Raw genomic sequence first — 21,820 nt, 5'->3', positions numbered from 1 at the left:
ATTATCTTTGCTAAAAAGATTACAAATATCATGAATAGAACTTTCTTATACATAGTCACCTTCATTTTTTTATCCTGTAAAACAGAAAAACCACAATCCTTTTCTATCGCGGAGGATGTCGGTTTTTTGGCCAATGACAGTCTCTTGGGCCGAGAAACGGGAACAGCACAAGAACTAATGGCGGCTGGATACCTTCAAGAAAGAATGCATGTTGTCGGGCTTCAACCAAAGGGCAAGGCCGGCACATACTTTCAAACGTTCAGCTTCAAACCCAAAAATGACCCGCATCAAGAGGTTAAATATACTGCTGGCGATAGCACGATTACCGGTACGAATGTTATGGGGTATCTTGATAATCAAGCTGACAAAACCGTAATCATCGGGGCGCACTATGATCATTTGGGCATGGGTGGCGAGGGGTCATTGTATCGCGATGGGGTGGCCATTCATAATGGTGCCGATGATAATGCCAGTGGTGTTGCCGTGATGTTGCAATTGGCCGACAGTCTTGCGAAGCGTGCATACAAAGGCAACAATTATTTGTTCATGGCCTTTTCAGGGGAGGAAATGGGTTTGTTGGGCAGCAATTATTTTGCGAAAAACCCGACCATCGACCTTTCCAAGACCAACTATATGATCAATATGGACATGGTCGGAAGACTTCGGGAAGACAAGACCCTTTCGGTCAGCGGAACAGGCACGGCCCCAATTTGGCCTCAGGTACTGAATTCAACGAACCCCGGGTTCAAATTGGTGCTTCAAGAATCGGGTGTAGGGCCATCGGATCATACCTCTTTTTATTTACAGGATATTCCCGTGCTACATTTTTTTACCGGGCAGCACGAAGACTACCACAAGCCCACCGACGATTCGGAGAAGTTGAACTATGAGGGAATGGAAATGATAACGAGCTACATTTTGGATGTTATCGCGGAATTGGATGATGCCCCTAAATTGACCTTCAAGAAAACGAAAAACGAAAGTGAGGAAGTCCCAAGGTTCAAAGTTGCATTGGGTGTTGTTCCCGACTATCTTTTTGATGGCAAGGGCATGCGCATAGATGGGGTCAGTGAAGACAAACCCGCCCAGAAAGCCGGACTACAAAAAGGTGATGTGGTCGTTCAATTGGGCGATAGCCTAGTGACCGATATGATGAGTTATATGCGGGCCCTCTCCACTTTTGAGGAAGGAAATTCAAGCAAGGTTATTGTAGATCGTGATGGAGAGAAAATCGAAGTAGCGATTACCTTTTAGTTATTTGTAAGTCTGAGCGCAGTCGAAGAACTTTTCGAGTTATAAAGCACTTCGACAGTGCGTGTCCTGAGCTTGCCGAAGGGCTCATTGTGACAGCTCAGACTGACAATCATCAAAATTCCATAACTTTGCCATCCCTAAAAAGAAAAATAGAAAATGCCCAAAATTGGCGACATACAACTACCAGAATTTCCGTTGCTTCTTGCACCTATGGAAGATGTCAGCGACCCGCCCTTTCGTGCCTTGTGCAAAGAACAGGGTGCCGATGTGGTGTATACCGAATTTATTTCATCAGAAGGGTTGATCCGCGATGCCGCCAAAAGTGTCATGAAACTCGATATCTATGAAAAAGAACGCCCTGTGGGCATTCAGATTTTCGGGGCCAATCTTGATTCGATGTTACAATCGGTCGATATCGTTGAGAAATCAAACCCTGATATCATAGATATTAATTTTGGCTGCCCTGTAAAGAAGGTGGTCAGCAAAGGTGCCGGGGCCGGAATCTTGAAAGATATTGATTTGATGGTTTCCCTGACCAAAGCAATGGTCGAGCGAACCAAATTGCCGATTACTGTTAAGACCCGATTGGGCTGGGACGAAAACTCGATCAAGATCGTAGAGGTGGCCGAAAGATTGCAAGATGTAGGTTGTAAAGCCATCGCGATACACGGTCGCACCCGCGCACAAATGTATAAGGGAAACGCCGATTGGAAACCGATTGCCGAAGTAAAGAACAATCAACGAATGCATATTCCGGTATTTGGTAATGGGGATATCGATTCACCCGAAGCCGCCGAAAGAATGCGTGATGAATATGGACTGGATGGCGCAATGATTGGCCGGGCCAGTATCGGTTACCCTTGGTTTTTCAAGGAAGTCAAACACTATTTCAGAACAGGAACCCATTTGGCGCCCCCGACCATGGAAGAACGGGTCGATGCAGCACGAAGACATTTGCAAATGGCCATCGATTGGAAGGGAGAAAAACTAGGTGTCTTTGAAACCCGCCGTCATTATACCAATTATTTTAAAGGCATACCGAACTTCAAGGAATACCGCATGAAAATGGTTACCAGTGATGATGCTGCAGACGTTTTTGCGGCTTTTGATGAGGTACTTGAGAAATTTGGGGACTACGAATTTGTGGGTTAGGCCAATAATTTCTTGGTTACCCTACTGCTCGCAATTTTTGAGGCGATAATTCCCAATACCACAATGGTGGCCATCACGATCACTACGTTGATGAATTGATAGGCCACGGGATAGGCTAGCGAAGGGGTGATTTTGAGCCATCCGAAGGCCAATTGAGAGCCTATTAAAAGAGAGCCAAGTATTACTCCGATAAGGCCACCCAAACTGGTGACCAATATACCTTGCACAAAGTAAATCCGCCGAATATCTTTTATAGTAGTTCCTAAACTATATAGTGTTTTAGAGTTCTGTTGTTTGTCCAAAATCATCATGATAATGGCGCCCACCACATTAAACAGGGCAATGATCAAGACTAGGGTAAAGATGAGATAGGTGGCCAAGTTCTCCGTATTCAACATACGGTGCAACGAACTATTCAACTCTTGTCGATCTCGAAGTTCCACCTTGTTGTCAAAGAGCGTTTCTATTCGCTTTTTTATATCGGCAATATCGGCACCTTCAAGCAGTTTGAAATTAATACCTGAAATCTGCGTATCGTCTTTTTCGAGCATGGCCTGGACCAAGGGTAGATCGGCAAAGACATATTTTTGATCTAAGTCTTCCTCAACGGAATATACGCCGCTGATAATCAGAGGTGTGGAATTGTACAAATTGGCAGGGTTTGCTTGCGATATCGAACCTTTTCCAGGTTTGAAAGCGATAACTTCTAACGGATTCCGGACTTGGTTGGGTGTCAGATTTAGAATATCGACTATGCCCCAACCTGCTACCCCTTGGTTTTGACCGATTGACCAACCTCCAATGGCAATGGTACTGTCAATTCCGGTAGCTTTGGTATAGTTTTCGTCAACGCCTTTGATTTCGGCTATATGCCCTAACTTTTTATGAACAAGGTAGACCCTTTCTACGATTTCCTTGGAGTAGGCTGCGACTCCTTCAACATTTTCCAAAGCCTTTTCCTGTTCCGGCGAAATCGAAAAAAATTTTCCGGTGGCAGGAAGGGCTTTTAAATCGGGGTCGAACGCATTGCTGAAAGAGAGACTGAAGGTTTTTAATCCGGCAAATCCCGAAAGAACAATAAATAAGGCCGCTGAGCCAATAACGATAACAAGAAAGGTGATGAAATTGATGATATTCACCGCATTTTGGCTGCTTTTCGAACGAACATAACGCTTGGCGATGTATAAGGGAAAATTCAAATTAGGCCGATTACGATTTTTTTCTTTTGGGCAAGAGGTCACGATTTTCTATCGGGTTTTCTTCCCGTTTTAAAGATTTTTCTATCCCTTCAATATAATCCAAGGAATCATCAAGAAAAAATAACAGTTCAGGCACCCTACGCAGTTGATGTCGTGTTCGCTGCGCGAGTTCGTGTTTGATCAAGGGCTGGTTCGATGCAATGCCTTCCATAAGTTCCTTGGCATCTTTATTGGGAAAAATACTAAGATATACCTTGGCAATCGATAGGTCCGTCGTTACCGATACTTTGGTCACCGAAATCAACGTATTGCGAAGCCCTCCATCAATCGCGGCGCGCTGTAAAATATCCACGATATCCTTTTGAATGACCCCTGAAATCTTTTTTTGACGCTGTGTTTCCATGGGGCAAAAATACGCACAATATTGTGTATTTTAGTGGTTTAAACAGAGATAGTGGATAAAATCGAACATATCGGAATCGCAGTTAAAGACTTGGATACGTCGAACCGACTCTTCGAAAAATTGTTGGGCACATCACACTACAAGATGGAAGAAGTTTTATCCGAAAGTGTAAAAACATCATTTTTCAAGTCAGGACCAAATAAAATCGAACTATTGGAATCTACCGATGAAGATGGCCCCATTGCAAAATTTATTGCCAAAAAAGGGGAGGGGGTACATCATATTGCATTCGCCGTTGATGATATAGTAGAAGAAATGAAGCGCTTGCGCAAGGAGGGATTTACATTGCTTAACGAGACCCCTAAAAAAGGTGCTGATAACAAGTTGGTGGCCTTCGTACATCCTAAAACTGCGAATGGGATTCTTGTTGAATTATGCCAAGAGATTGAAAAGTGAATGTATTGTTTGGCGTACTTGGCACAAAGCTTTAAATTTGCCCTCATTTTCGGTCCTATAGCTCAGTTGGTTAGAGCACCTGACTCATAATCAGGGGGTCCCTGGTTCGAGCCCAGGTGGGACCACGAAGAGAAGTCGCAAGGCTTCTCTTTTTTTATTTTTGACCATAGTCTTATACTTATATTCTTCACAGCGCATCGTTGAACAAATTCTATGCCGGCGCTTGCTACGAAAAACTCGAGATCCCGATAGAAAACCGCAACAATGGCAAATACGGATCCAAAACGTTCACTTCTCAAGTTACTGACTGGAAAATATTTGTAAATTTCGAATGTGAGGATTATCCACATGCTGTTCGTTTAGAACGAAAAATCAAATCGATGAAAAGCAGGAAATATATCGAAAACGTGAATCGCTACCCTGAGATGAGAGAAAAGATTTTTAATGAAATGAAAAATACCTGACTCTCCCGATAAGAAAGTGGTTCGGCAGAGAATACGAAACGAGTCATTGCCGCTTGCACCAAAAAGGCTTTTACCGTTTTGGAAAAGCTAGATGTATCTGCTGAAAAAAAATTGCTTCGAATTCTTGGTGAAATTTTGATGAATAGAGAAGTGTAAAAATAGTAGTATCAATATTTTACGGGTTTTCGCAATAGATTTCAAAATCAATTTTAAAGTATGTAAATTTAAGAAGCGAAAACAATCTAGCTATGGAGAAAAACAAACGAAGGGGTTTTATAAAGAACACCATTCAGGCAGGGGTGGGTCTCTCGTTGCTTGGCATCGAAAATGCTAACGCTACTGAAGCCAAGGCACCGCGGCCACTAAAAATAAAGAAGAACATAAATCCGAAAAAAATAGTAGTTGGCGGAGCTGGTATGGGCGGCCTGTGCTGTGCCTATGAACTTATGAGGCTCGGTCATGACGTTACTGTTTTGGAAGCATCGGGCAGGCATGGCGGGCACGTGTTTACCGTATACGATGAACTTTCCGATGGCCTATATGGTGATGGGGGCCAAGAACATATCACCAAACCAGGTTACGAATTATACTGGCACTATATTGAAGAGTTCGGACTTACCGCGCTTCCGTATGAACGAAGAAAAAATTTACTTAGGAACATCAACGGTACGTTTTATGATCAAAAAGAACTAAACGACCCTTCCGTTTTGACAGCAATGGGATTCAACAAAAAGGAGGTCGACTTTCTTGCTACACATCCATGGGGCGAGCTGAAAAGACTATTTATTGATTCTTATCTTGACAAATTTGAAGACGAATACCAACCATTCGGAATTGGATATGATGATATGGATACCATTCCTATGTCCGATATTTATAAAAAGGAAGGTGCTTCAGAGAAAGCCTTAGAACGTTTAGGCGGAAACAACTCTTCAGCCCTGTATGAGCTTTGGTACTCATTTATTCTAAAGAATAGGGGCGTGGCTGAATTCCCCATCGATGTTTATCACCTAAAAGGGGGCAATCAGATGCTGCCTAATGCCTTTGCCAAAAGATTGGGTTCTCGAGTTTGGTTAAATCGCCAAATCACGTCTATTCAAAATGAAACAAATAAAGTTGTTGTTCGCTATAACGAAAACAAAGAGGGCAAAACTATCGAAGCAGATTACTATGTGAATTGTATTCCGCCGCCAGCCCTTAAAAAACTACCCGTCGAACCGGCCTTTTCAGAAGAAAAGCAGCATGCTCTCGATAATGTAACTTACGATTCTTACCAACGATTTGTTTTTCAGGCGAGTTCAAAGTTTTGGTTAGAAGATGGTTTAGAAACCATCAATATGGATTTGGGACATCCGGATCTTTGGAGTGTTTGGCAGTCGGCCGAGGAAGTAGATACCCATCGCGTAATTATATTAGGTACAGGACCTGGCGGAATCAGCCCTCAAAGGGCACTCGCTGCTTTTAGGGAAGCTTATCCGGGAAAAAAAGACACCATAGAACAGGCTCTGGGAAGGGACTGGACCAAGCAAAAATATGCTCCTACCTGTGAGCGGCTGGCGTTTCCCATTGGAGAATTGAAAAAGCTCTGGCCTATACTTATGCAGCCTGAGGGGCGTATTCACTTTGCAGGAGCCTATGCCGACAACCTGAATTGGGGTACTGAAGCAGCAACACGATCGCAAACCGCGTTGCGAAAGAAATCGATCAGGCTTAATAATTACCTATGTACCTTAGGCTCTTTGTTTTTATCGCATGTGCAATTTCTTGTGTAACGATTTCCGGTCAAGAAAATGAACCACCAGAGGTCAGAATTATTACTCCTATAGCAAATGAAAAATTTTCTTGGGGTACATTGATTCCTTTTGAGATTGGTGTAAAGGACAAGGAAGATGGATATACGGAATACGAAGAAATCTCACCTAATAAAGTAATTTTAACGGTTCAATATCTATCTGATGGTGAAAAAGCGTCAAAAGACCTGAACGCAGATTTCAATCGAACAATTGAAACACTTTCCTTCATGGGTACTTTGGATTGTTTTACATGCCATAAAGCCAAGGAAAAACTTATCGGCCCATCTTTTGCCGAAATTGCTGAACGATATGGTAATCATACAGAATCGGTTGAACCCATTGCGCAAAAAATTCTAAGGGGAGCACAAGGAACTTGGGGAGATCAGATAATGCCTGCACACCTGAATATTACCCAAGAAGAGGCCAATCAGATGGTCAGTTGGATTCTAAAGAATGGTTCCGACGCAGATTTCAATTTCTTTACGGGAACGAGCGGGGCATTCAGAACCCGCAATGCCGCTAATGGGAAAGACACAGCGTCTTATGCGTTAACTGCCTTCTATACTGACGAAGGCGTAAACGGGAATACTGATAGTTCGAAGACAGGTTCGCACACAATACTATTACGGCAAAAATGAAATAGATGTATTAGGGTGTGCTCGATACCTTATCCGCGTAAATTTTTATGAGGTGTGACCGAATGTAAAAGGAGGTTTCTAAACTATCCACTCTATTCAGTTGAACCTTCATTGCTTCTTATGGGGTGACGGGCATATAGCAGGCGATACAATTATTACTCATATTTTCCATTCGGTTACCCATTACGTGGGCAATTTGATAAGTATTTGGATATTAAGGTGTTACCGTCCCTGGTTCCCTCGAGGCCTCGGGGCAGGTGGGACCACAAAGAGAAGCTGCAAAGCTTCGCTTTTTTTATTTTTGATTATGTTGTATACTTATATTCTTAACAATAACATCTTCTAAGAAATTGGATTAATACCCCATATAAAACTATTTTAGCAGACATCAAATCATATGGAAATGGGAAAGCGATTTTTTTCAGGTGCCCTGAGCATTATTTTGTTGATCCTTGGTTTTATGACAAACCAAGAAACGGCATACGGTCAATCGCCTGCCGAACATGACCATCCTCATTCTCATTATGTCGAACATGATACCGTAGTTTCCCATAAATTGATTTTTCCGTCAAAGACGCCCGATCGTGTTATCGCAAACCTTACCGTGGATCCGGCTCACAGTTTTGCGGTCAATTGGCGAACGAACCAGCAAATCGATTTGGGTTTTGTTGAAGTTACGCTGGCTACCGATGGCCCGGAATTTCTCTTGCGAGATGTACGTAAAGTGAAGGCGATTTCACAACAGTTCGAAAACCAAAATAGCAGGGAGCCTTTGGTCAAAGCGACCTTTCATTCGGCAGTGATTTCAAATCTTCAACCCAATACGACTTATGTCTATCGTGTCGGAAATGGATCTGAAGAAGATGGTTATTGGAGTGAATGGTACCAGACGACCACAGCACATGATGACATTGATGCACCATTCAGTTTTATCTATTTCGGCGATGCCCAAAATGACGTGAAATCGTTATGGTCTCGCGTTATTCGAAATTCATATCGGCAATTCCCCGATGTAGATTTTATGTTGCACGCCGGGGATTTAATCAATGATCGGGATGCCAATTTGGAATGGGGCGAATGGTTTCATGCCGGAAGTTTTATACATGCGACGATACCCAGTATCATGACCCCCGGCAACCACGAATATCGCAATGGGCAATTGTCCTCTTTGTGGAGGCCCCAGTTTACGCTACCCGAAAACGGCCCTATCGATGTTGTAAAGGAGACCTGCTATACCCTCGATTATCAAAACATGAAATTGATATCAATCGATGCTGAAGCTTTTGACGAGAATCTCGAGGCACGTGCGGCCCAAGTGAAATGGCTCGATTCGGTGTTGAACAACAACACCAAAAAATGGACGGCCTTGACGTTGCATTATCCGATTTTCTCCACGGCCAAAGGCAGGGACAACAAAGAATTACGCGAGGCGCTAAAACCTTTGATGGACAAATACAAGGTCGATTTGGTACTGCAGGGCCATGACCATACCTATGCAAGGGGTTTTGTAAAGAATGAGGGAAAAGGGCTGACCGTAGTCAAAGATGCGGGCACCATTTATGCGGTTTCCGTAAGCGGACCTAAAATGTACGAGTCGAAAGACCAAGAATGGATGGTGCGAAGAGGAGAATACACTCAGCTGTTCCAAATCATTACGGTTTCCAAGAATTCTATAAAATATGGAGCGTACACCCCTATTGGAACGCTCTATGACGCTTTTGAACTCATCAAGAAAAATGGTAAAAAGAAATTGATCAATAAAGTGCCTGACACTCCTATTCGTTTAAGAAAAGACTTTGTAAAAGAGGAATAGTTCTTTTTCCCTTCAAATAAAAATTGGTCGACTTAAGACGTTATCTTAAAAATACTTCCACCAAAATCATCACAGACATATAGGGCACCATCGGGTCCTTGGGCCAAACCGCAGGGTCGGTGTTTTAGTTCGTCTCCCTCTTTTGGGTTTGCCAAATCCATTCCGGCAAAGTTGTCCAAGAAAATTTCCCAATCGCCATCTGGCTTTCCATTTTTAAACGGAACAAAAGCGACGAAAAAGCCCTTTTTAATTTCTTTCGACTGATTGTGAAACGCAATGAACGCTCCATGCTTATAGCGCTCAGGGAACATATCACCGGTATAGAACAGCACATCGTTCGGACCTAAATGCGCCGGGAAACCCACTAGGGGATCAACGAATTTTTCATCACTTGTTTTTTCACCATCCCCGCCGTATTCAGGGGCGAGTACTCTTTTACCCTTTTGATGGTCATAGTAGGTGGATGGCCAACCCGCATCATCGTTCTCTTTTAGTTCATAAAATGTTTCCGAAGGCAATTCGTCATTTTGTTGCGCAGTGAAAAGCTCAGAATAAAAACTCAACCCGCCGCGTCCATGATCGGTCGCGAATAAAGAATTGGTTTTGGAGTTCCATGTAATACCGACCGCATTTTTAAGTCCGGTTGCGTATCGGCTTCCGTCGGCATAGGTCTGATCTAGCTTATTGGCCTTGAATTTCCAAATACCTGCTGCAGAATCCAATATCGTACAAGGCATCATTCCTGTTTCCGTTTCTTTGTCCTTGCAAACATCGCTCCAAGCACCTATGGTTACATATAGATTGTTATCATCATCAATGGCAAATGGCTTTGCATTATCTCGCCCCATATCGATTAGGCCGTCGACTATTTTTTCGGGATTATCGGTATCGATAACCTCATGGCTGTCATTCAATGCATAGCGAAAAACGCCCGAGTTTGAAGAGGCATAGAGGTAGTTATCTTTTGCCAGAATACCGGTTCCGGGAAGATCTGCAAATTCTTTTTGTTCGTCGATGGTACCGTCATTGTTTGTGTCCTTGAGCAAAATAATGGCCTTTCCGCCTTCTTTGACCACGGATCTGTTCGCATAGACATCCCCATTTTTTGCGACGGTCAAATGACGAACTGCCCCCAATTCTTTACCAATTTCTTCCACTGAAAATCCTTCAGGTGCTTTTAAAATTGTTTCATTGACTTGTACTTTAACCACTGTTTTGGTTTCGCTTTTGCATTGCATTAAAAAGAATGCCAATAGTAGCGTGGCGGCCCATAGGGATAATTTTCGGATGGCTTGTACGATTTTCATAATGTGCTTCATTAGGTTGGTAGTAGCTAAAGTTAGTGTTTCAATATCATTTCTGTAACAAAAACTCAAAATTGGCCTGTGAATTTAGATTTAAATGATATCAAGATGACAACAACGACATGTGCTATGAGCACCCTTTTGTTTTTATTGATCTACATTTTAGCTAAGCCAGAAAGTTGATTGTCAATCAGGTTTTGGCGGAAACTCACATATTTCCTAAGGGGAGCCATGGTTTTGGATTACGGAAATCTTCCGACGGAACCGATCAATGGGTGTCTTTATTTGTAAATTGGCGCAAGAACAATAAGTTTTAAAGAGGCACAATGAAATCGAATTGTATTCTTCTTATACTGTTTTTGTACGCAACAACTAGCTGCAAACAAGAACCCCTTAAAGCCGTAACCGAGCAAGTCAATCATTTTAATCATGAAATCTTTGAGGAAAACAAGTTACCTCCTAGAGCAACTTTTTTTGCTGTGGAATCCCCTGAAATAGAATCCAAAAGAAACTCTCGTCGGTATTTAAACCTAAATGGCGATTGGAAATTCCATTTCGTAAAAGACCCCAAACAAAGACCAACAACATTTCAAAACTCCGATTTTGACGATTCCGATTGGAAAACGATTCCGGTTCCGGCAAATTGGGAGGTAGAAGGATACGATTACCCCATTTATTTAGACGAACGTTATCCTTTTGACACCAAATGGCCCGATGCGCCAACCGACTATAATCCCGTGGGGACTTATCGCAAGGAAATAAATCTTACTGACGAATTTTTATCCGAAGATATCATCCTGCATTTTGAAGGTGCCAAATCGGCCATGTACGTTTATGTGAACGGCGACTATGTGGGTTATTCCCAAGGAAGCAAAACTCCTGCCGACTTCAATATTTCGCCTTTCTTATCCGAAGGAAAAAATCGGATTGCCCTTCAACTATTCCGATGGAGCGATGCCAGTTATCTTGAAAGTCAAGACATGTTGCGCATGAGCGGTATCGAACGCGATGTATATCTCTATTCACGACCCAAGGTCTATATTTCAGACTATTTTTCCGATGCGAATTTAGACGACACCTATTCAAAAGGTATTTTTAAAGGAACGGTTTCAATAACCAATACGACTTCAGAAAAAGTCTTTAGAAATGTATCACTTGAATTGCTAGACGAAACGGAATCCGTTTATAAAACAACACACTTATTGGAAATCCCGAAAGAAAGCACAGTTGATATCCAAGCGGATAAAATCATCGAAAAAGTAAAATCGTGGTCGGCGGAGGCTCCGAATCTGTACCATCTTAAAATCGCTTTGGTAGACGAGAATAATTCGGGCAACAATGAATTCATCAATCGCAAAACGGGATTCAAACGAATAGAGATTCAAAACAGCCAAGTGCTGTTCAATGGCAAAGCAATCTACTTCAAAGGGGTTGATCGGCATGAAACCGATCCCTTTACAGGGCACGTGGTATCTAGGACTTCCATGGAAAAGGACATCAAATTGATGAAGCAGAACAATATCAATGGGGTACGAAGTTCGCACTACCCGAACGACCCGTATTGGTTGGACCTTTGTGATACATATGGACTTTACGTCGTTGACGAGGCGAACATCGAGAGCCACCCCTTGGCCATTGATTCAACAACCCAGATTGGTAATGAAATGAGTTGGCTCCCCGCACACATGGAACGCACAAAACGCATGTACTATCGGGATAGAAATCATCCGTCGATATATTCTTGGTCGTTGGGCAATGAAGCCGGAGAGGGCGAAATTTTTCGAACTACCTATAAATGGCTAAAGGAAAAAGACGATAATCGAATGGTGCAATACGAACCAGCCGGAAAAGAAGATTACACCGATTTGTATTGCCCCATGTACCCCAAATTCGATTATTTGATCGAACACGGAAAATCGGATTCCGACAAACCCTCGATTATTATCGAATATGCGCATGCTATGGGGAATTCGGTCGGAAACCTTCAAGATTATTGGGACATCATCGAAAAATACCCGAACCTTCAGGGCGGCTTTATTTGGGACTGGGTAGACCAAAGCTTGGAATACAAAGACGAGAACGGAAAGCCGTATTTAGCTTATGGTCATGATTTTCACCCCGATTTGCCAACGGATGGAAATTTCCTGAACAATGGCCTCGTTGATCCCTATCGAAATCCGCATCCGCATCTTTCAGAAGTTAAAAAAGTATATGAACCCGCACAGTTTTACTATAAGGGGGGTGGAATCATAGCAATCGAAAATAAAAACTTCTTTGCCGATTTCTCGGATAAGGAAATGCGCATCAAAATTCTGAATAACGGAGTTGAAGTGTTTCAAAAAGCGAATATTGCGATCAACGTTTTACCAAGGCAAACGCAACAAATTGAAATCCCGGAAATTCCCGATGATTTTGTTCCTGAGGAGGAGTTTATTTTAGAGGTAAGCCTTATTCAGAAAAAGGAAACAGCTATGATTCCCGCAGGACATGAAATAGCTTGGGACCAGTTCATTCTCAATAACGGTGAAAACAACGTCGCCTCGATTCCGCATCGAACGCCATTGCGAATAGAGACTTCCGGAGAGGATATCACAATACAAAACGATAGAACGAATCTTAGCATCGACATTAGAACCGGTGAGGTAATTTCATGGACTTTTGAAGGAACGGAAATTACCGACCGACCCATTCGCCCCAATTTTTGGCGCCCACCTACTGATAACGACTTGGGAAATGGAATGGACAAATGGGCCAAGATTTGGCAAGATGCCACCTATAATTACAAGGCAGAACTTGTTGAGCCTCCTAATAAATCACAAGGGGCGGTAGCTTTTAAAGTGCGCTACGGTACCCCGAACAATGAAGCCGAGGTACTCGTTGATTATACCCTGGAACCGAACGGAGTACTTCATGCCAAATTTGATTTTCAACCCAAACAGAGCGAATTGCCGAATATTCCGAGGCTGGGCATGTATTTGACGCTTCCCAAAGATTTTACCACAGTGGAATGGTATGGCAAGGGTCCTGAAGAAAGTTATTGGGATAGAAAAACAGGACAAAAAACGGGCCTATATTTCGGGAAAGTAGTAAACCAATTCCATAGATATTCCCGCCCACAAGAAACCGGAAATAAAACCGATGTGCGCTGGATGACCCTTTCCAACGGACAAATTTCACTCAAAGCACGATCTGAAGGTCATTTTTTAAATGCGAGTGTTTGGCCCTTCGCTATGCCGGAACTTGATTTCAATTCCGCAACAGATGGTGCCGCATCCGCATCGGGTTTGGTGCCCGTAACCAAAAAGCATGGCGCAGACATTAAAATCGGTAATACCGTGCAATGGAATATCGATTATCTTCAAATGGGAGTCGGTGGTGACAATTCATGGCGAGCTCCTGTACATGATGAATATACCATTCCACCACAGCGATATACCTATTCGTTTGCGATTCAGCCAGCAAAAAACTAAAGCTACTTATCTTTTTTTAGTTGATCGGACATTTCAAGTAACAATTCACCTCCTTTTATCAATTCATCATGTTGCATGGTGAATGTTTCGATTGTTTTTCCATTGAATACTGCTTTCTTGATCATCCAATTTGCCTTTGAATTATTTGTCGCTTTTATTCGAAAAGATTTGCCCGGGTGGTACGCAGGATGAAGTTCAATTTCCACTTCGTCAAAGATTGGACTTCCTATCTCATAAACTGGGTTTTCTTCAGTACCGCCATTCATTTGAAACAGACCTATTTTTAGCAACACCGCCAAACTTCCCATGAGTCCTTGATCTTCATCTCCATTGTAACCCGTTGCGGGGGATAGACCACTAAAAACAGAATCAATCACTTTACGAGACCAATACTGACTTAGGTCTGGTCTGCCCAATTTATTGAAAACAAAAGCGGTCTGTATGGAGGGTTGATTTCCATAATTTATGGGAATGCGACTATACTCAGGGTGCAGTTCCTTTTCATGTGAATTGCCCGATGTAAAACCTAGATTTTCGGCCGTTTCAAATTGTGTGTTCAACTTTTCAATGGCCTTGTCATTGCCACCCATCAATGTTGCCAAGCCATCAAGATCATGTGGAACGAACCAAGTCGACTGCGCGCCGTTGGATTCATTGAATCCGTTTTCATATAAATAGGGGTCATAGGCCGCTTTCCAGCTTCCGGAAACATCTTTGGGCTGCATCCAACCTGTTTCGGAATTGAAAACATTGGCGTAGTTTTTTGAACGGTTTAAAAAATAGGCTTCATCTTCGTTGTGACCCAATTTTTTAGCAAGCTGGGCCAAGGTCCAATCTTGATAGGCGTACTCCAGCGTAAGACTTGCCCCGTCTTGATGTAGCCCAAATTTCCCTTCCGGGATAGGGTAGGGCACATATCCTTTTTCCAAATAATATTGAAAACCCCCGCCGAGGTTCGTTTGGTGTTCATAGCCTGCCTTTTCCATAATACCGCCGGCCACATGGTTTTTCTTTAGCGCTTGATACATCGACTCCATATCATTTTTGACAACTCCTTTTTGAATGGCACTAACGATAAAAGGGGTGCTTGACGCCCCCGTCATCACGTAGGTATAATTGCCCCCTGACGGTCCTCTCGGAACCCACCCACCATCCCTTTCATATTGAAGGAGTGAATGGGTAAATTCTTCCATAATTTCGGGATAAACGAGTCCCCACAAGGTGTTGATCGTCCATTGCGCGCCCCAAAACGAATCTGAATTGTAATGGTTGAATTTAGGGCTTCCATTGGTATCGAGCGGTAATTGCCCGATTCGAAACGAGTCTCCTGTATTGTCGGGATACGCTCCATTGGCATCGCTGATCGTCCTGCGCCCCTGCAAGGCATGCCACAGGTCGGTATAGAATCGGCGCTGGTCTTGGGCACTACCGCCTTTCACTTTTATTCGTCCCAATAAGGCATTCCATTCGGCTTTTGAATCGGTGGCCACTTTGTCAAAATCCCAATGTGAAAGCTCGGCCGCCAAGTTGCTTTTGGCATTTTCATTGGAGGTATAGGAGATGGCCGCCTTCATTAAAACCGGAGCCTCGGTATTTTTTAGTACGACCAAATAGTTACCGGTTTCCAAATCTTTTTCCAAATTTTTGATTTCGGTGTTCAATGCTATTTCGAAAAACACTGTTGCTGGTTTTGGCCTGCGTCGTGTCGGCTCGGCTGTCAAGGACCCAGATAATGTCGTATTGTCTTTTTGTGCCAACACCCCGTCTACGGTTTTCGAAGGCCCCAGTACTCCGTTCAGGTTAAATAGGATGGCCGGAGTGCCGTTTTTTGGGAATGCGTATTTATGGAACCCTACTCGTTTTGTACTCGTTAGTTCAGCGGTGATTTTATGTTTATCGAGTTCAACATAATGATAACCCGGAGCAATTCTCTCGGTCTCATGACTGAATTTTGATTCAAAATCGTTGAAAACCGAGGTTCGATTTTCCTCGGAAATGGAAACCGGCATGACCGAAAGTCCGGAAAGTTGCCAGGCATGAATATGGCTAAACCCTTTTATGGTGTCAGTTTTATACCGATACCCACTTCCCCAGGCACCGCCCAATTGGGTATCAGGACTCAAATTGACCATTCCGAAAGGGCGACAGGCCGAGGAGAACAAAAACCACCGTGAATTTTCGGTGTCCAATTGCGGGTATACCAAATCAGCGGGACTAAAATCAGCCACTTCCTGAGTTTCTGGGGCTGCTGTTTTACCATCATTGCAAGCCCCTAGCAATATGAATAGGATAAAAGTCCCAAGAATTTGGAAAGGCCGAGTAGTATCGTTATTTGTAAATCGCCTGATTTTAAAGTAAGTGGGAGTTTTGTTTTTCATAGAAGCAATGGATTACCCTTTAAAGGTAAAATTTATTGTTACGAAAAACATAGTGTCACTATCAAAAGGGAAAGAACGGTTCAATAGTAGATTATTTCAACTTCCTTTTTGACATAAAATACGTCCCCACCCCCGTGGCAACAAAAAGTAACCCGATCGCACTTTCCCGAGGCCTTTCGAACAGCATATACCCCAATATCCAAATGCTAAAAAGTATGAAGGCGATTTGAAGAAAAGGTTTGAACGGACTTTTATAAGCGCCTTTTCTTCCCTTCAACCAAAAGACCGAGGCAACGGTTAAGGTTCCCATGAGCTGCAGCACAAAACTGGCATATAAAAGCACTTCCTCAAAAGTACCGGTCAAGGTGAGTAGAATGCTAACTCCCGCCTGAAACCAAAGCGCTCGTACGGGTATGCCATTGGTGTTCTTTACGGCCAGTTTGCTCCATAACGAGTGGTCTTTTGACATGGCAAAAGTAACTCTAGAACCGATCCACATATACCCGCTAACGGTTGCGATAAGCTGAATGGCGATAAAATAACTGACCCAATTGCCCCCTTCAGCACCAAACAAGTTATTGAATGCGATAAATACGACTTCCACTTTGCCCGATAGTTGATCTACGGAAGCATGCTTCAAGAAGACAATTTGTAACAGCACGAACAAAATGGTAACGAAGGCCGTACCGATAATCAAAGCCTTCGGTAAGTTGCGCCGCACATCTTTTATTTCATCAACAATATAAGCCGCAGAGTTCCAACCGGTATAGGCATAGGTCACGTATAATAAGGCAACCGCAAAACCCGGAAGAAAGATTTCCTCCTGCCATGTCGTACTCAGGTCAATGGCGTTTTCATGAACAGGAGCATAACTAAACCCTAGTATGATGAGAATAAGAATAAAACCGATTTTAATACCTGTAGAAATATTGTGAAATTTTCCACTTTGACCAATGCTTACAGAATGCATCGCGGCTAAAATAAAGATGACCCCGACCCCAAACCAATCAGTAAAAAGCGATGGATTAATCGGACTCAAATAACTTTTCATCGCCATTACCGAAATCGCAATGGGAGCTGTAAAACCGACCGTTAAAGATATCCAAGCATAGACATAGCCCACCAAAGGGTGTATCAATTTGGAAAGAAAAATATAGTCTCCGCCCGATTCATCGAAATTGGTACCCAGTTCGGCATAGGTAAAGGCCCCTATTAGTGCAAATACACCACCCAACCCCCAAACCAATACGATACTCCAAGTATTTTGAATATCGGCCAATTGAAAACCCAGACTGGTAAATACGCCGGTACCGATCATACTTGAGATGACCAAGGCCGCTGCCGTTTTCCAACCTATTTTTTGTTTTGGGTTCATGGTTTTAATAAGCTATAAAAAACAAGGAAATCGGAAAATAGATATTGCGAGAGATCGTTTTTTGTAAGATCAATCAAAAGCAATCCTTTTAGTATAACCGCTCAGGGTCTACATAACTGCTTTCAAGGCGGCCAATAACATATTTACATGATTGGGAGTCGAGCTTTCACCCATGAGTCCGATGCGCCATATTTTTCCGGCATAGGGGCCAAGGCCACCTCCTATTTCAATATTGTATTCGTTCAACAAACGCTTTCTCACTTCAGCCTCGTCGACGCCATCGGGTATGACCACGGCGTTCAACATGGGTAGCCGATATTGTTTTTCCACTAGAAACTCAAAGCCCATTGCTTCTAGACCATCCCGTAATAATTCGTGATTTTTCTGATGGCGCTTGAATCGATTCTCCAAACCTTCTTCCAAGACAATACGGAGTGCTTCCCGCATTGCGAACATAGCAGAAACGGGAGCGGTATGATGATAGGCCCTTTTGGCACCCGCCCAGTAATTCTTGACCATCGTCAGGTCTAAAAACCAGCTCTGTACCTTTGTTTTCCTATTGTCGAGCACATCTATTGCTGCTTGGCTAAAGGTAACCGGGGAAAGTCCCGGGGTGCGCTCAAACATTTTTGACTTCCTGAATACAGGGCATCTATTCCCCATTCATCTACTTTCAGCGCGGTTCCACAATAGGAGGTAACTGCATCGACCACCAACAAAGCGCCTACTTCTTTGGTCATTTTACTTATTTCTTCCAAGGGTTGTAAAACGCCCGTCGAAGTTTCGGCATGTACAATGGCGAGTAGTTTCGGATTGCAACTGGCCAAGGCCTTTTTTACATCCTCCGCATTTATAGGTGTTCCCCAATCTGCTTCCACGGTAATAACCTTTGCGCCACAACGTTCCGCGATATCCGCCAAGCGGGTGCCAAAAACCCCATGAATACAAATAACCGCCTCATCACCGGGTTCCAATAAATTTACCAAACAGGTTTCCATACCTGCACTACCTGGAGCCGAAACCACAAAGGTCAATGGGTTTTTGGTCTGCAAGGTTTCTTGTACCATGGCCTTAATATCATCCATAACGACCAAAAACTCGGGATCCAAATGGCCGATCAAGGGCGTTGCCATTGCCCTCAAAACCCTAGGATGTGCATCACTAGGCCCTGGGCCCATTAAAACTCTTGTACTGGTTTTCATTTCTCCAAAATTCTCCATGGGTGTATGTATTTTAATCGGTTTCTAAATTAAGGTTTTTGTCGCTTTTATTACTTCGACAAAATGTTTGGGTCTTGCCTTGGTAAAATGTGCTATTTGATGGCGGCAGCTAAAACCGCAGGCCACCAATTCGTGGTCTTCGTTCAATTGCTCTATTGCCGGGAAAAGAATTTCATTACCGATTTTTTTTGACAGCTCATAATGCTCTGTTTCGTATCCGAAGGAGCCTGCCATTCCACAGCATCCAGATGGAATTTCACTGATCGCGTTTTTATGGTGTTTCAACAAGGACTTCATGCTATTGGTACCATACAGGGCTTTTTGATGACAATGCCCGTGGATCACGACACCATTTGATATAGGTTCAAAATCAACATCCAAACGGCCGTTTTCATATTCGTCCGCTAAAAATACGTCGATCATCATGACCCCGTTCTTTAATTGTTCGGCAATTTCCTGATCGGCGATCAGATCGGGTAGGTCATCGTTCAATGCGGAAGCGCAACTTGGTTCGCAGACCACCACTTTCAACCCTTGGTCTAAAAAGGGCTTTAGTCTGTCGATGGTCTTTTGACCATCTCTTTTGGCATCCCTTAGAAAACCGTGTGAAATCTTTGGCCGTTGACAGCATCCGACATTCGCCAAGATCACCTCATAGCCACAGGAATTCAAAAGTGCCAAAGCACTGATCCCGATATTGGGTTCATGATAGTTCAAATAGGTATCGGCAAACAAGACCACTTTTTTAGCACCTGTATTGGTCTTTTTCGCATGCTTCTCGAACCATTTATAAAAGGGCTCTTTTGCAAAATCGGGCAAAGTTCTTCGCTTGTCGAACTTGGCGGTACGTTCTAAAACGGACTTGAACAAACCACTTTTTTGAACTGAATTTACGATCCCCGCTTTCCATCCTGAGATAGTGCTTGACGCTTTGGCAGAATCTCGAATGAGTTTATCCCGTAAAGAAATACCATGGGCATCATAATACATTTGTAGCGTATCGCTTTTCATTTTGGCCATATCCACATTACTGGGGCATTCCGATTTACAGGCCTTACAAGAAAGGCATAGATCCATCACATCATGCAAACGATCACTTGATAATCCTTCAGGCCCAAACTGATTTGACATTGCCATTCGCAATGCATTGGCGCGTCCGCGGGTAGAGTGCTCCTCGTCGCGGGTAGCCTTAAAACTCGGGCACATGGTTCCGCCCAAGACCTTGCGACATTCCCCAACACCTGAACACATATGTACCGCAGACTCAAAACCTTCCTCCTCCTTATAATTATATTCCGTTTTTACGGCATCATCTTTATAGGATGTACCATAACGTAGATTTTTTTCGATGCTCTGGGCTTCCAAAATTTTACCGGGGTTCATCAAATTCTTCGGATCGAACAGCTTTTTGACCTCAAGAAAAGCGTTGTATAGGGGTACCCCAAAAAAGCGTTTGTTGTAGGCGCTTCGTACGAGGCCATCGCCATGTTCCCCGCTCCAAGACCCTCCATATTCCATTACCAATTTAAAAGTGTCTTCGGCAATGTGCTTTAGGCGTTCGATATCTTTGGCCAGCCGCAAATCGAGAATGGGGCGCACATGAATAACCCCAACACTGGCGTGGGCATACATGGCCGCTTTGGTTTGATGTTTTTCACAGACCTTCAAGACGCGATCGATGTATTCGGGCAAATGTTCGGAAGGAATGCCCGCATCTTCGATAAAAGCCAAGGGTTTTTTATTTCCCTTTAAACCGAGCATTAACCCCAGCCCCTTTTTGCGGATGACCCAAACGTCATTATAAGCTTCCCCTTCCGGGAAAAGGGGATAAGCATAGCCAAAGCCCTTGGCCTTGAGTTCCTCGATCATTTTTTTTGGTCGGTCGAGAACATCCTCCGAAGTATTACCGTAGAATTCAACGATCAGAATAGCTGCGGGATCCCCTTCCAAAAAATGGCAATGGTGTTTGGTGGTCAGATTCGACCGACTCAGATCCACAACCGTATTATCCAATATTTCCACTGCGGAAGGCTTGTATTTCAACATACCCTCAACCGCCGAGATGGCCTCCAAAACTTCCGAAAAATGAACGACACAGACCGATTTATGTTTGGGCAGATCCACCAAATTCAGTTTGAGTTCCAAGGTAGTTGCCAAAGTGCCCTCGCTACCACAGACCAGCTTGCCCAGGTTCCATTGGTCGGTATACACGAATTCATCCAGATTATAGCCGCCGACCCGTCTCATCACTTTAGGGAAGCGCTCTTTGATTTCCTCGGAATGGCTTTTGATCAGGTTCTCGAAAGCGCTATAAATTTCCCCCTCCCTATTGTTTTGAGCTGCTTTTTTTCGATAGGTCTCGGGCGGGCAATTTTCGAAATGCAGTTCGGTGCCTTCGGCAAGCAGCACCTTTGTTTCCAGCACATGGTCGACGGTCTTACCGTACAAGATACTTTTGGTGCCCGAGGAATTGTTGCCGACCATGCCACCGACATTCGCCCGACTGCTTGTTGCGGGATCTGGCGCGAAGTGTAGCCCATGTGGTTCCAATAGTGCATTTAGATCATCCCTGGCCATGCCCGGTTGCACCCGCACCCATTTTTCGGCCGAATTGATTTCCAAAACGGAGTTCATATACTTTGAGAAATCCAAAATGAGGGATTCCCCGACCGTTTGCCCTGCCAAGCTGGTTCCTGCACCTCTGGGGAGTATCGTTATTCCATTTTTATAGGCCAAGGCAACGGCTTCCTTTACATCTTGATCGTCTTTCGGCAGTACGATGGCAATGGGGCGTATTTGGTAGATGCTGGCATCGGTGGCGTACATGCCCAAAGAGTAATCGTCAACGAGCACATCCCCCTTGATCGAATTTTTTAAACTGTCGAATATAGCTGTCACTTC

At 43.6% G+C, this 21,820-nt stretch carries 15 protein-coding genes and 1 tRNA gene; 8 read left to right on the top strand and 8 right to left on the bottom strand.

Annotation, left to right across the window (positions count from 1 at the left end):
- The first annotated feature begins 30 nt into the window (after positions 1 to 30).
- Entirely contained in the window at positions 31 to 1,254 is a 1,224-nt protein-coding gene (locus tag N8A86_RS08210) for a M28 family peptidase (RefSeq protein ID WP_273568602.1), read from the top strand.
- Positions 1,255 to 1,410: 156 nt separating this feature from the next.
- Complete coding sequence (dusB, locus tag N8A86_RS08205) at positions 1,411 to 2,406, top strand: tRNA dihydrouridine synthase DusB (RefSeq protein WP_273568601.1); 996 nt, start codon at positions 1,411 to 1,413, stop codon at positions 2,404 to 2,406.
- Here the strand turns inward: dusB and N8A86_RS08200 are convergent.
- Together N8A86_RS08200 and rbfA are read right to left on the bottom strand one after the other, a co-directional pair.
- Entirely contained in the window at positions 2,403 to 3,605 is a 1,203-nt protein-coding gene (locus N8A86_RS08200) for an ABC transporter permease (RefSeq protein WP_273568600.1), read from the bottom strand. The genes dusB and N8A86_RS08200 overlap by 4 nt on opposite strands.
- Positions 3,606 to 3,615: 10 nt before the next feature.
- Positions 3,616 to 4,008, bottom strand: coding sequence for a 30S ribosome-binding factor RbfA (gene rbfA, locus N8A86_RS08195; protein WP_273568599.1), 393 nt, complete (start codon positions 4,006 to 4,008; stop codon positions 3,616 to 3,618).
- 51 nt (positions 4,009 to 4,059) lie between these two features.
- On the opposite strand from rbfA, the gene mce reads away from it, so the two are divergent.
- From mce to N8A86_RS08170, 5 genes are all read left to right on the top strand, one after another.
- Positions 4,060 to 4,464 carry a methylmalonyl-CoA epimerase gene (gene mce, locus N8A86_RS08190; protein WP_273568598.1) on the top strand — a complete coding sequence of 135 codons (405 nt, stop codon included), beginning with the start codon at positions 4,060 to 4,062 and terminating at the stop codon, positions 4,462 to 4,464.
- Between the two features lie 51 nt (positions 4,465 to 4,515).
- A tRNA-Ile gene (locus N8A86_RS08185) sits at positions 4,516 to 4,589 on the top strand.
- A 587-nt stretch (positions 4,590 to 5,176) separates the two neighbouring features.
- Positions 5,177 to 6,700, top strand: coding sequence for a flavin monoamine oxidase family protein (locus N8A86_RS08180; RefSeq protein WP_273568597.1), 1,524 nt, complete (start codon positions 5,177 to 5,179; stop codon positions 6,698 to 6,700).
- Positions 6,652 to 7,359 (top strand): c-type cytochrome, encoded by a 708-nt coding sequence (locus N8A86_RS08175; RefSeq protein WP_273568596.1) that lies wholly within the window; start codon positions 6,652 to 6,654, stop codon positions 7,357 to 7,359. The genes N8A86_RS08180 and N8A86_RS08175 overlap by 49 nt, the downstream gene beginning before the upstream one ends.
- 403 nt (positions 7,360 to 7,762) lie before the next feature.
- Positions 7,763 to 9,172 carry a purple acid phosphatase family protein gene (locus N8A86_RS08170; protein ID WP_273568595.1) on the top strand — a complete coding sequence of 470 codons (1,410 nt, stop codon included), beginning with the start codon at positions 7,763 to 7,765 and terminating at the stop codon, positions 9,170 to 9,172.
- Positions 9,173 to 9,204: 32 nt separating this feature from the next.
- Here N8A86_RS08170 and N8A86_RS08165 read toward each other — a convergent pair whose 3' ends face one another.
- A complete protein-coding gene (locus tag N8A86_RS08165; RefSeq protein WP_273568594.1) occupies positions 9,205 to 10,479 on the bottom strand; it encodes a PQQ-dependent sugar dehydrogenase in 1,275 nt (424 codons plus the stop codon).
- A gap of 323 nt (positions 10,480 to 10,802) precedes the next feature.
- Here N8A86_RS08165 and lacZ point away from each other — a divergent pair, with 323 nt between their 5' ends.
- Complete coding sequence (gene lacZ, locus N8A86_RS08160) at positions 10,803 to 13,946, top strand: beta-galactosidase, LacZ type (RefSeq protein WP_273568593.1); 3,144 nt, start codon at positions 10,803 to 10,805, stop codon at positions 13,944 to 13,946.
- A gap of 2 nt (positions 13,947 to 13,948) precedes the next feature.
- Here lacZ and N8A86_RS08155 read toward each other — a convergent pair whose 3' ends face one another.
- The 5 genes from N8A86_RS08155 to N8A86_RS08135 form a co-directional block, all read right to left on the bottom strand.
- A complete protein-coding gene (locus N8A86_RS08155; protein ID WP_273568592.1) occupies positions 13,949 to 16,324 on the bottom strand; it encodes a GH92 family glycosyl hydrolase in 2,376 nt (791 codons plus the stop codon).
- Between the two features lie 91 nt (positions 16,325 to 16,415).
- The gene (locus N8A86_RS08150) at positions 16,416 to 17,699 is read right to left on the bottom strand and encodes an APC family permease (protein WP_273568591.1); all 1,284 of its coding nucleotides are present in this window, start codon (positions 17,697 to 17,699) and stop codon (positions 16,416 to 16,418) included.
- Between the two features lie 108 nt (positions 17,700 to 17,807).
- Positions 17,808 to 18,326 carry a pyridoxal-phosphate-dependent aminotransferase family protein gene (locus N8A86_RS08145; RefSeq protein WP_273568590.1) on the bottom strand — a complete coding sequence of 173 codons (519 nt, stop codon included), beginning with the start codon at positions 18,324 to 18,326 and terminating at the stop codon, positions 17,808 to 17,810.
- On the bottom strand, positions 18,272 to 18,919 hold the full coding sequence (locus tag N8A86_RS08140; protein WP_273568589.1) for a pyridoxal-phosphate-dependent aminotransferase family protein: 648 nt from the start codon (positions 18,917 to 18,919) through the stop codon (positions 18,272 to 18,274). Before N8A86_RS08140 ends, N8A86_RS08145 begins: the two co-directional genes overlap by 55 nt.
- Positions 18,920 to 18,943: 24 nt before the next feature.
- Complete coding sequence (locus N8A86_RS08135; protein WP_273568588.1) at positions 18,944 to 21,817, bottom strand: FAD-binding and (Fe-S)-binding domain-containing protein; 2,874 nt, start codon at positions 21,815 to 21,817, stop codon at positions 18,944 to 18,946.
- Between the last annotated feature and the right edge of the window lie 3 nt (positions 21,818 to 21,820).

This window comes from Maribacter halichondriae (assembly GCF_027474825.1).
Lineage (GTDB): Bacteria > Bacteroidota > Bacteroidia > Flavobacteriales > Flavobacteriaceae > Meishania > Meishania halichondriae.
This window is presented reverse-complemented; position numbering and strand designations above follow the sequence as displayed.

Bases quoted from the DNA above. Each gene is read 5' to 3' on its own strand.
- N8A86_RS08150 (WP_273568591.1), bottom strand. From the start codon at position 17,699: ATGAACCCAAAACAAAAAATAGGTTGGAAAACGGCAGCGGCCTTGGTC.
- N8A86_RS08155 (WP_273568592.1), bottom strand. From the start codon at position 16,324: ATGAAAAACAAAACTCCCACTTACTTTAAAATCAGGCGATTTACAAAT.
- N8A86_RS08140 (WP_273568589.1), bottom strand. From the start codon at position 18,919: ATGGAGAATTTTGGAGAAATGAAAACCAGTACAAGAGTTTTAATGGGC.
- lacZ (WP_273568593.1), top strand. From the start codon at position 10,803: ATGAAATCGAATTGTATTCTTCTTATACTGTTTTTGTACGCAACAACT.
- N8A86_RS08180 (WP_273568597.1), top strand. From the start codon at position 5,177: ATGGAGAAAAACAAACGAAGGGGTTTTATAAAGAACACCATTCAGGCA.
- N8A86_RS08210 (WP_273568602.1), top strand. From the start codon at position 31: ATGAATAGAACTTTCTTATACATAGTCACCTTCATTTTTTTATCCTGT.
- N8A86_RS08175 (WP_273568596.1), top strand. From the start codon at position 6,652: ATGTACCTTAGGCTCTTTGTTTTTATCGCATGTGCAATTTCTTGTGTA.
- dusB (WP_273568601.1), top strand. From the start codon at position 1,411: ATGCCCAAAATTGGCGACATACAACTACCAGAATTTCCGTTGCTTCTT.
- rbfA (WP_273568599.1), bottom strand. From the start codon at position 4,008: ATGGAAACACAGCGTCAAAAAAAGATTTCAGGGGTCATTCAAAAGGAT.
- N8A86_RS08170 (WP_273568595.1), top strand. From the start codon at position 7,763: ATGGGAAAGCGATTTTTTTCAGGTGCCCTGAGCATTATTTTGTTGATC.
- N8A86_RS08165 (WP_273568594.1), bottom strand. From the start codon at position 10,479: ATGAAAATCGTACAAGCCATCCGAAAATTATCCCTATGGGCCGCCACG.
- N8A86_RS08145 (WP_273568590.1), bottom strand. From the start codon at position 18,326: ATGTTTGAGCGCACCCCGGGACTTTCCCCGGTTACCTTTAGCCAAGCA.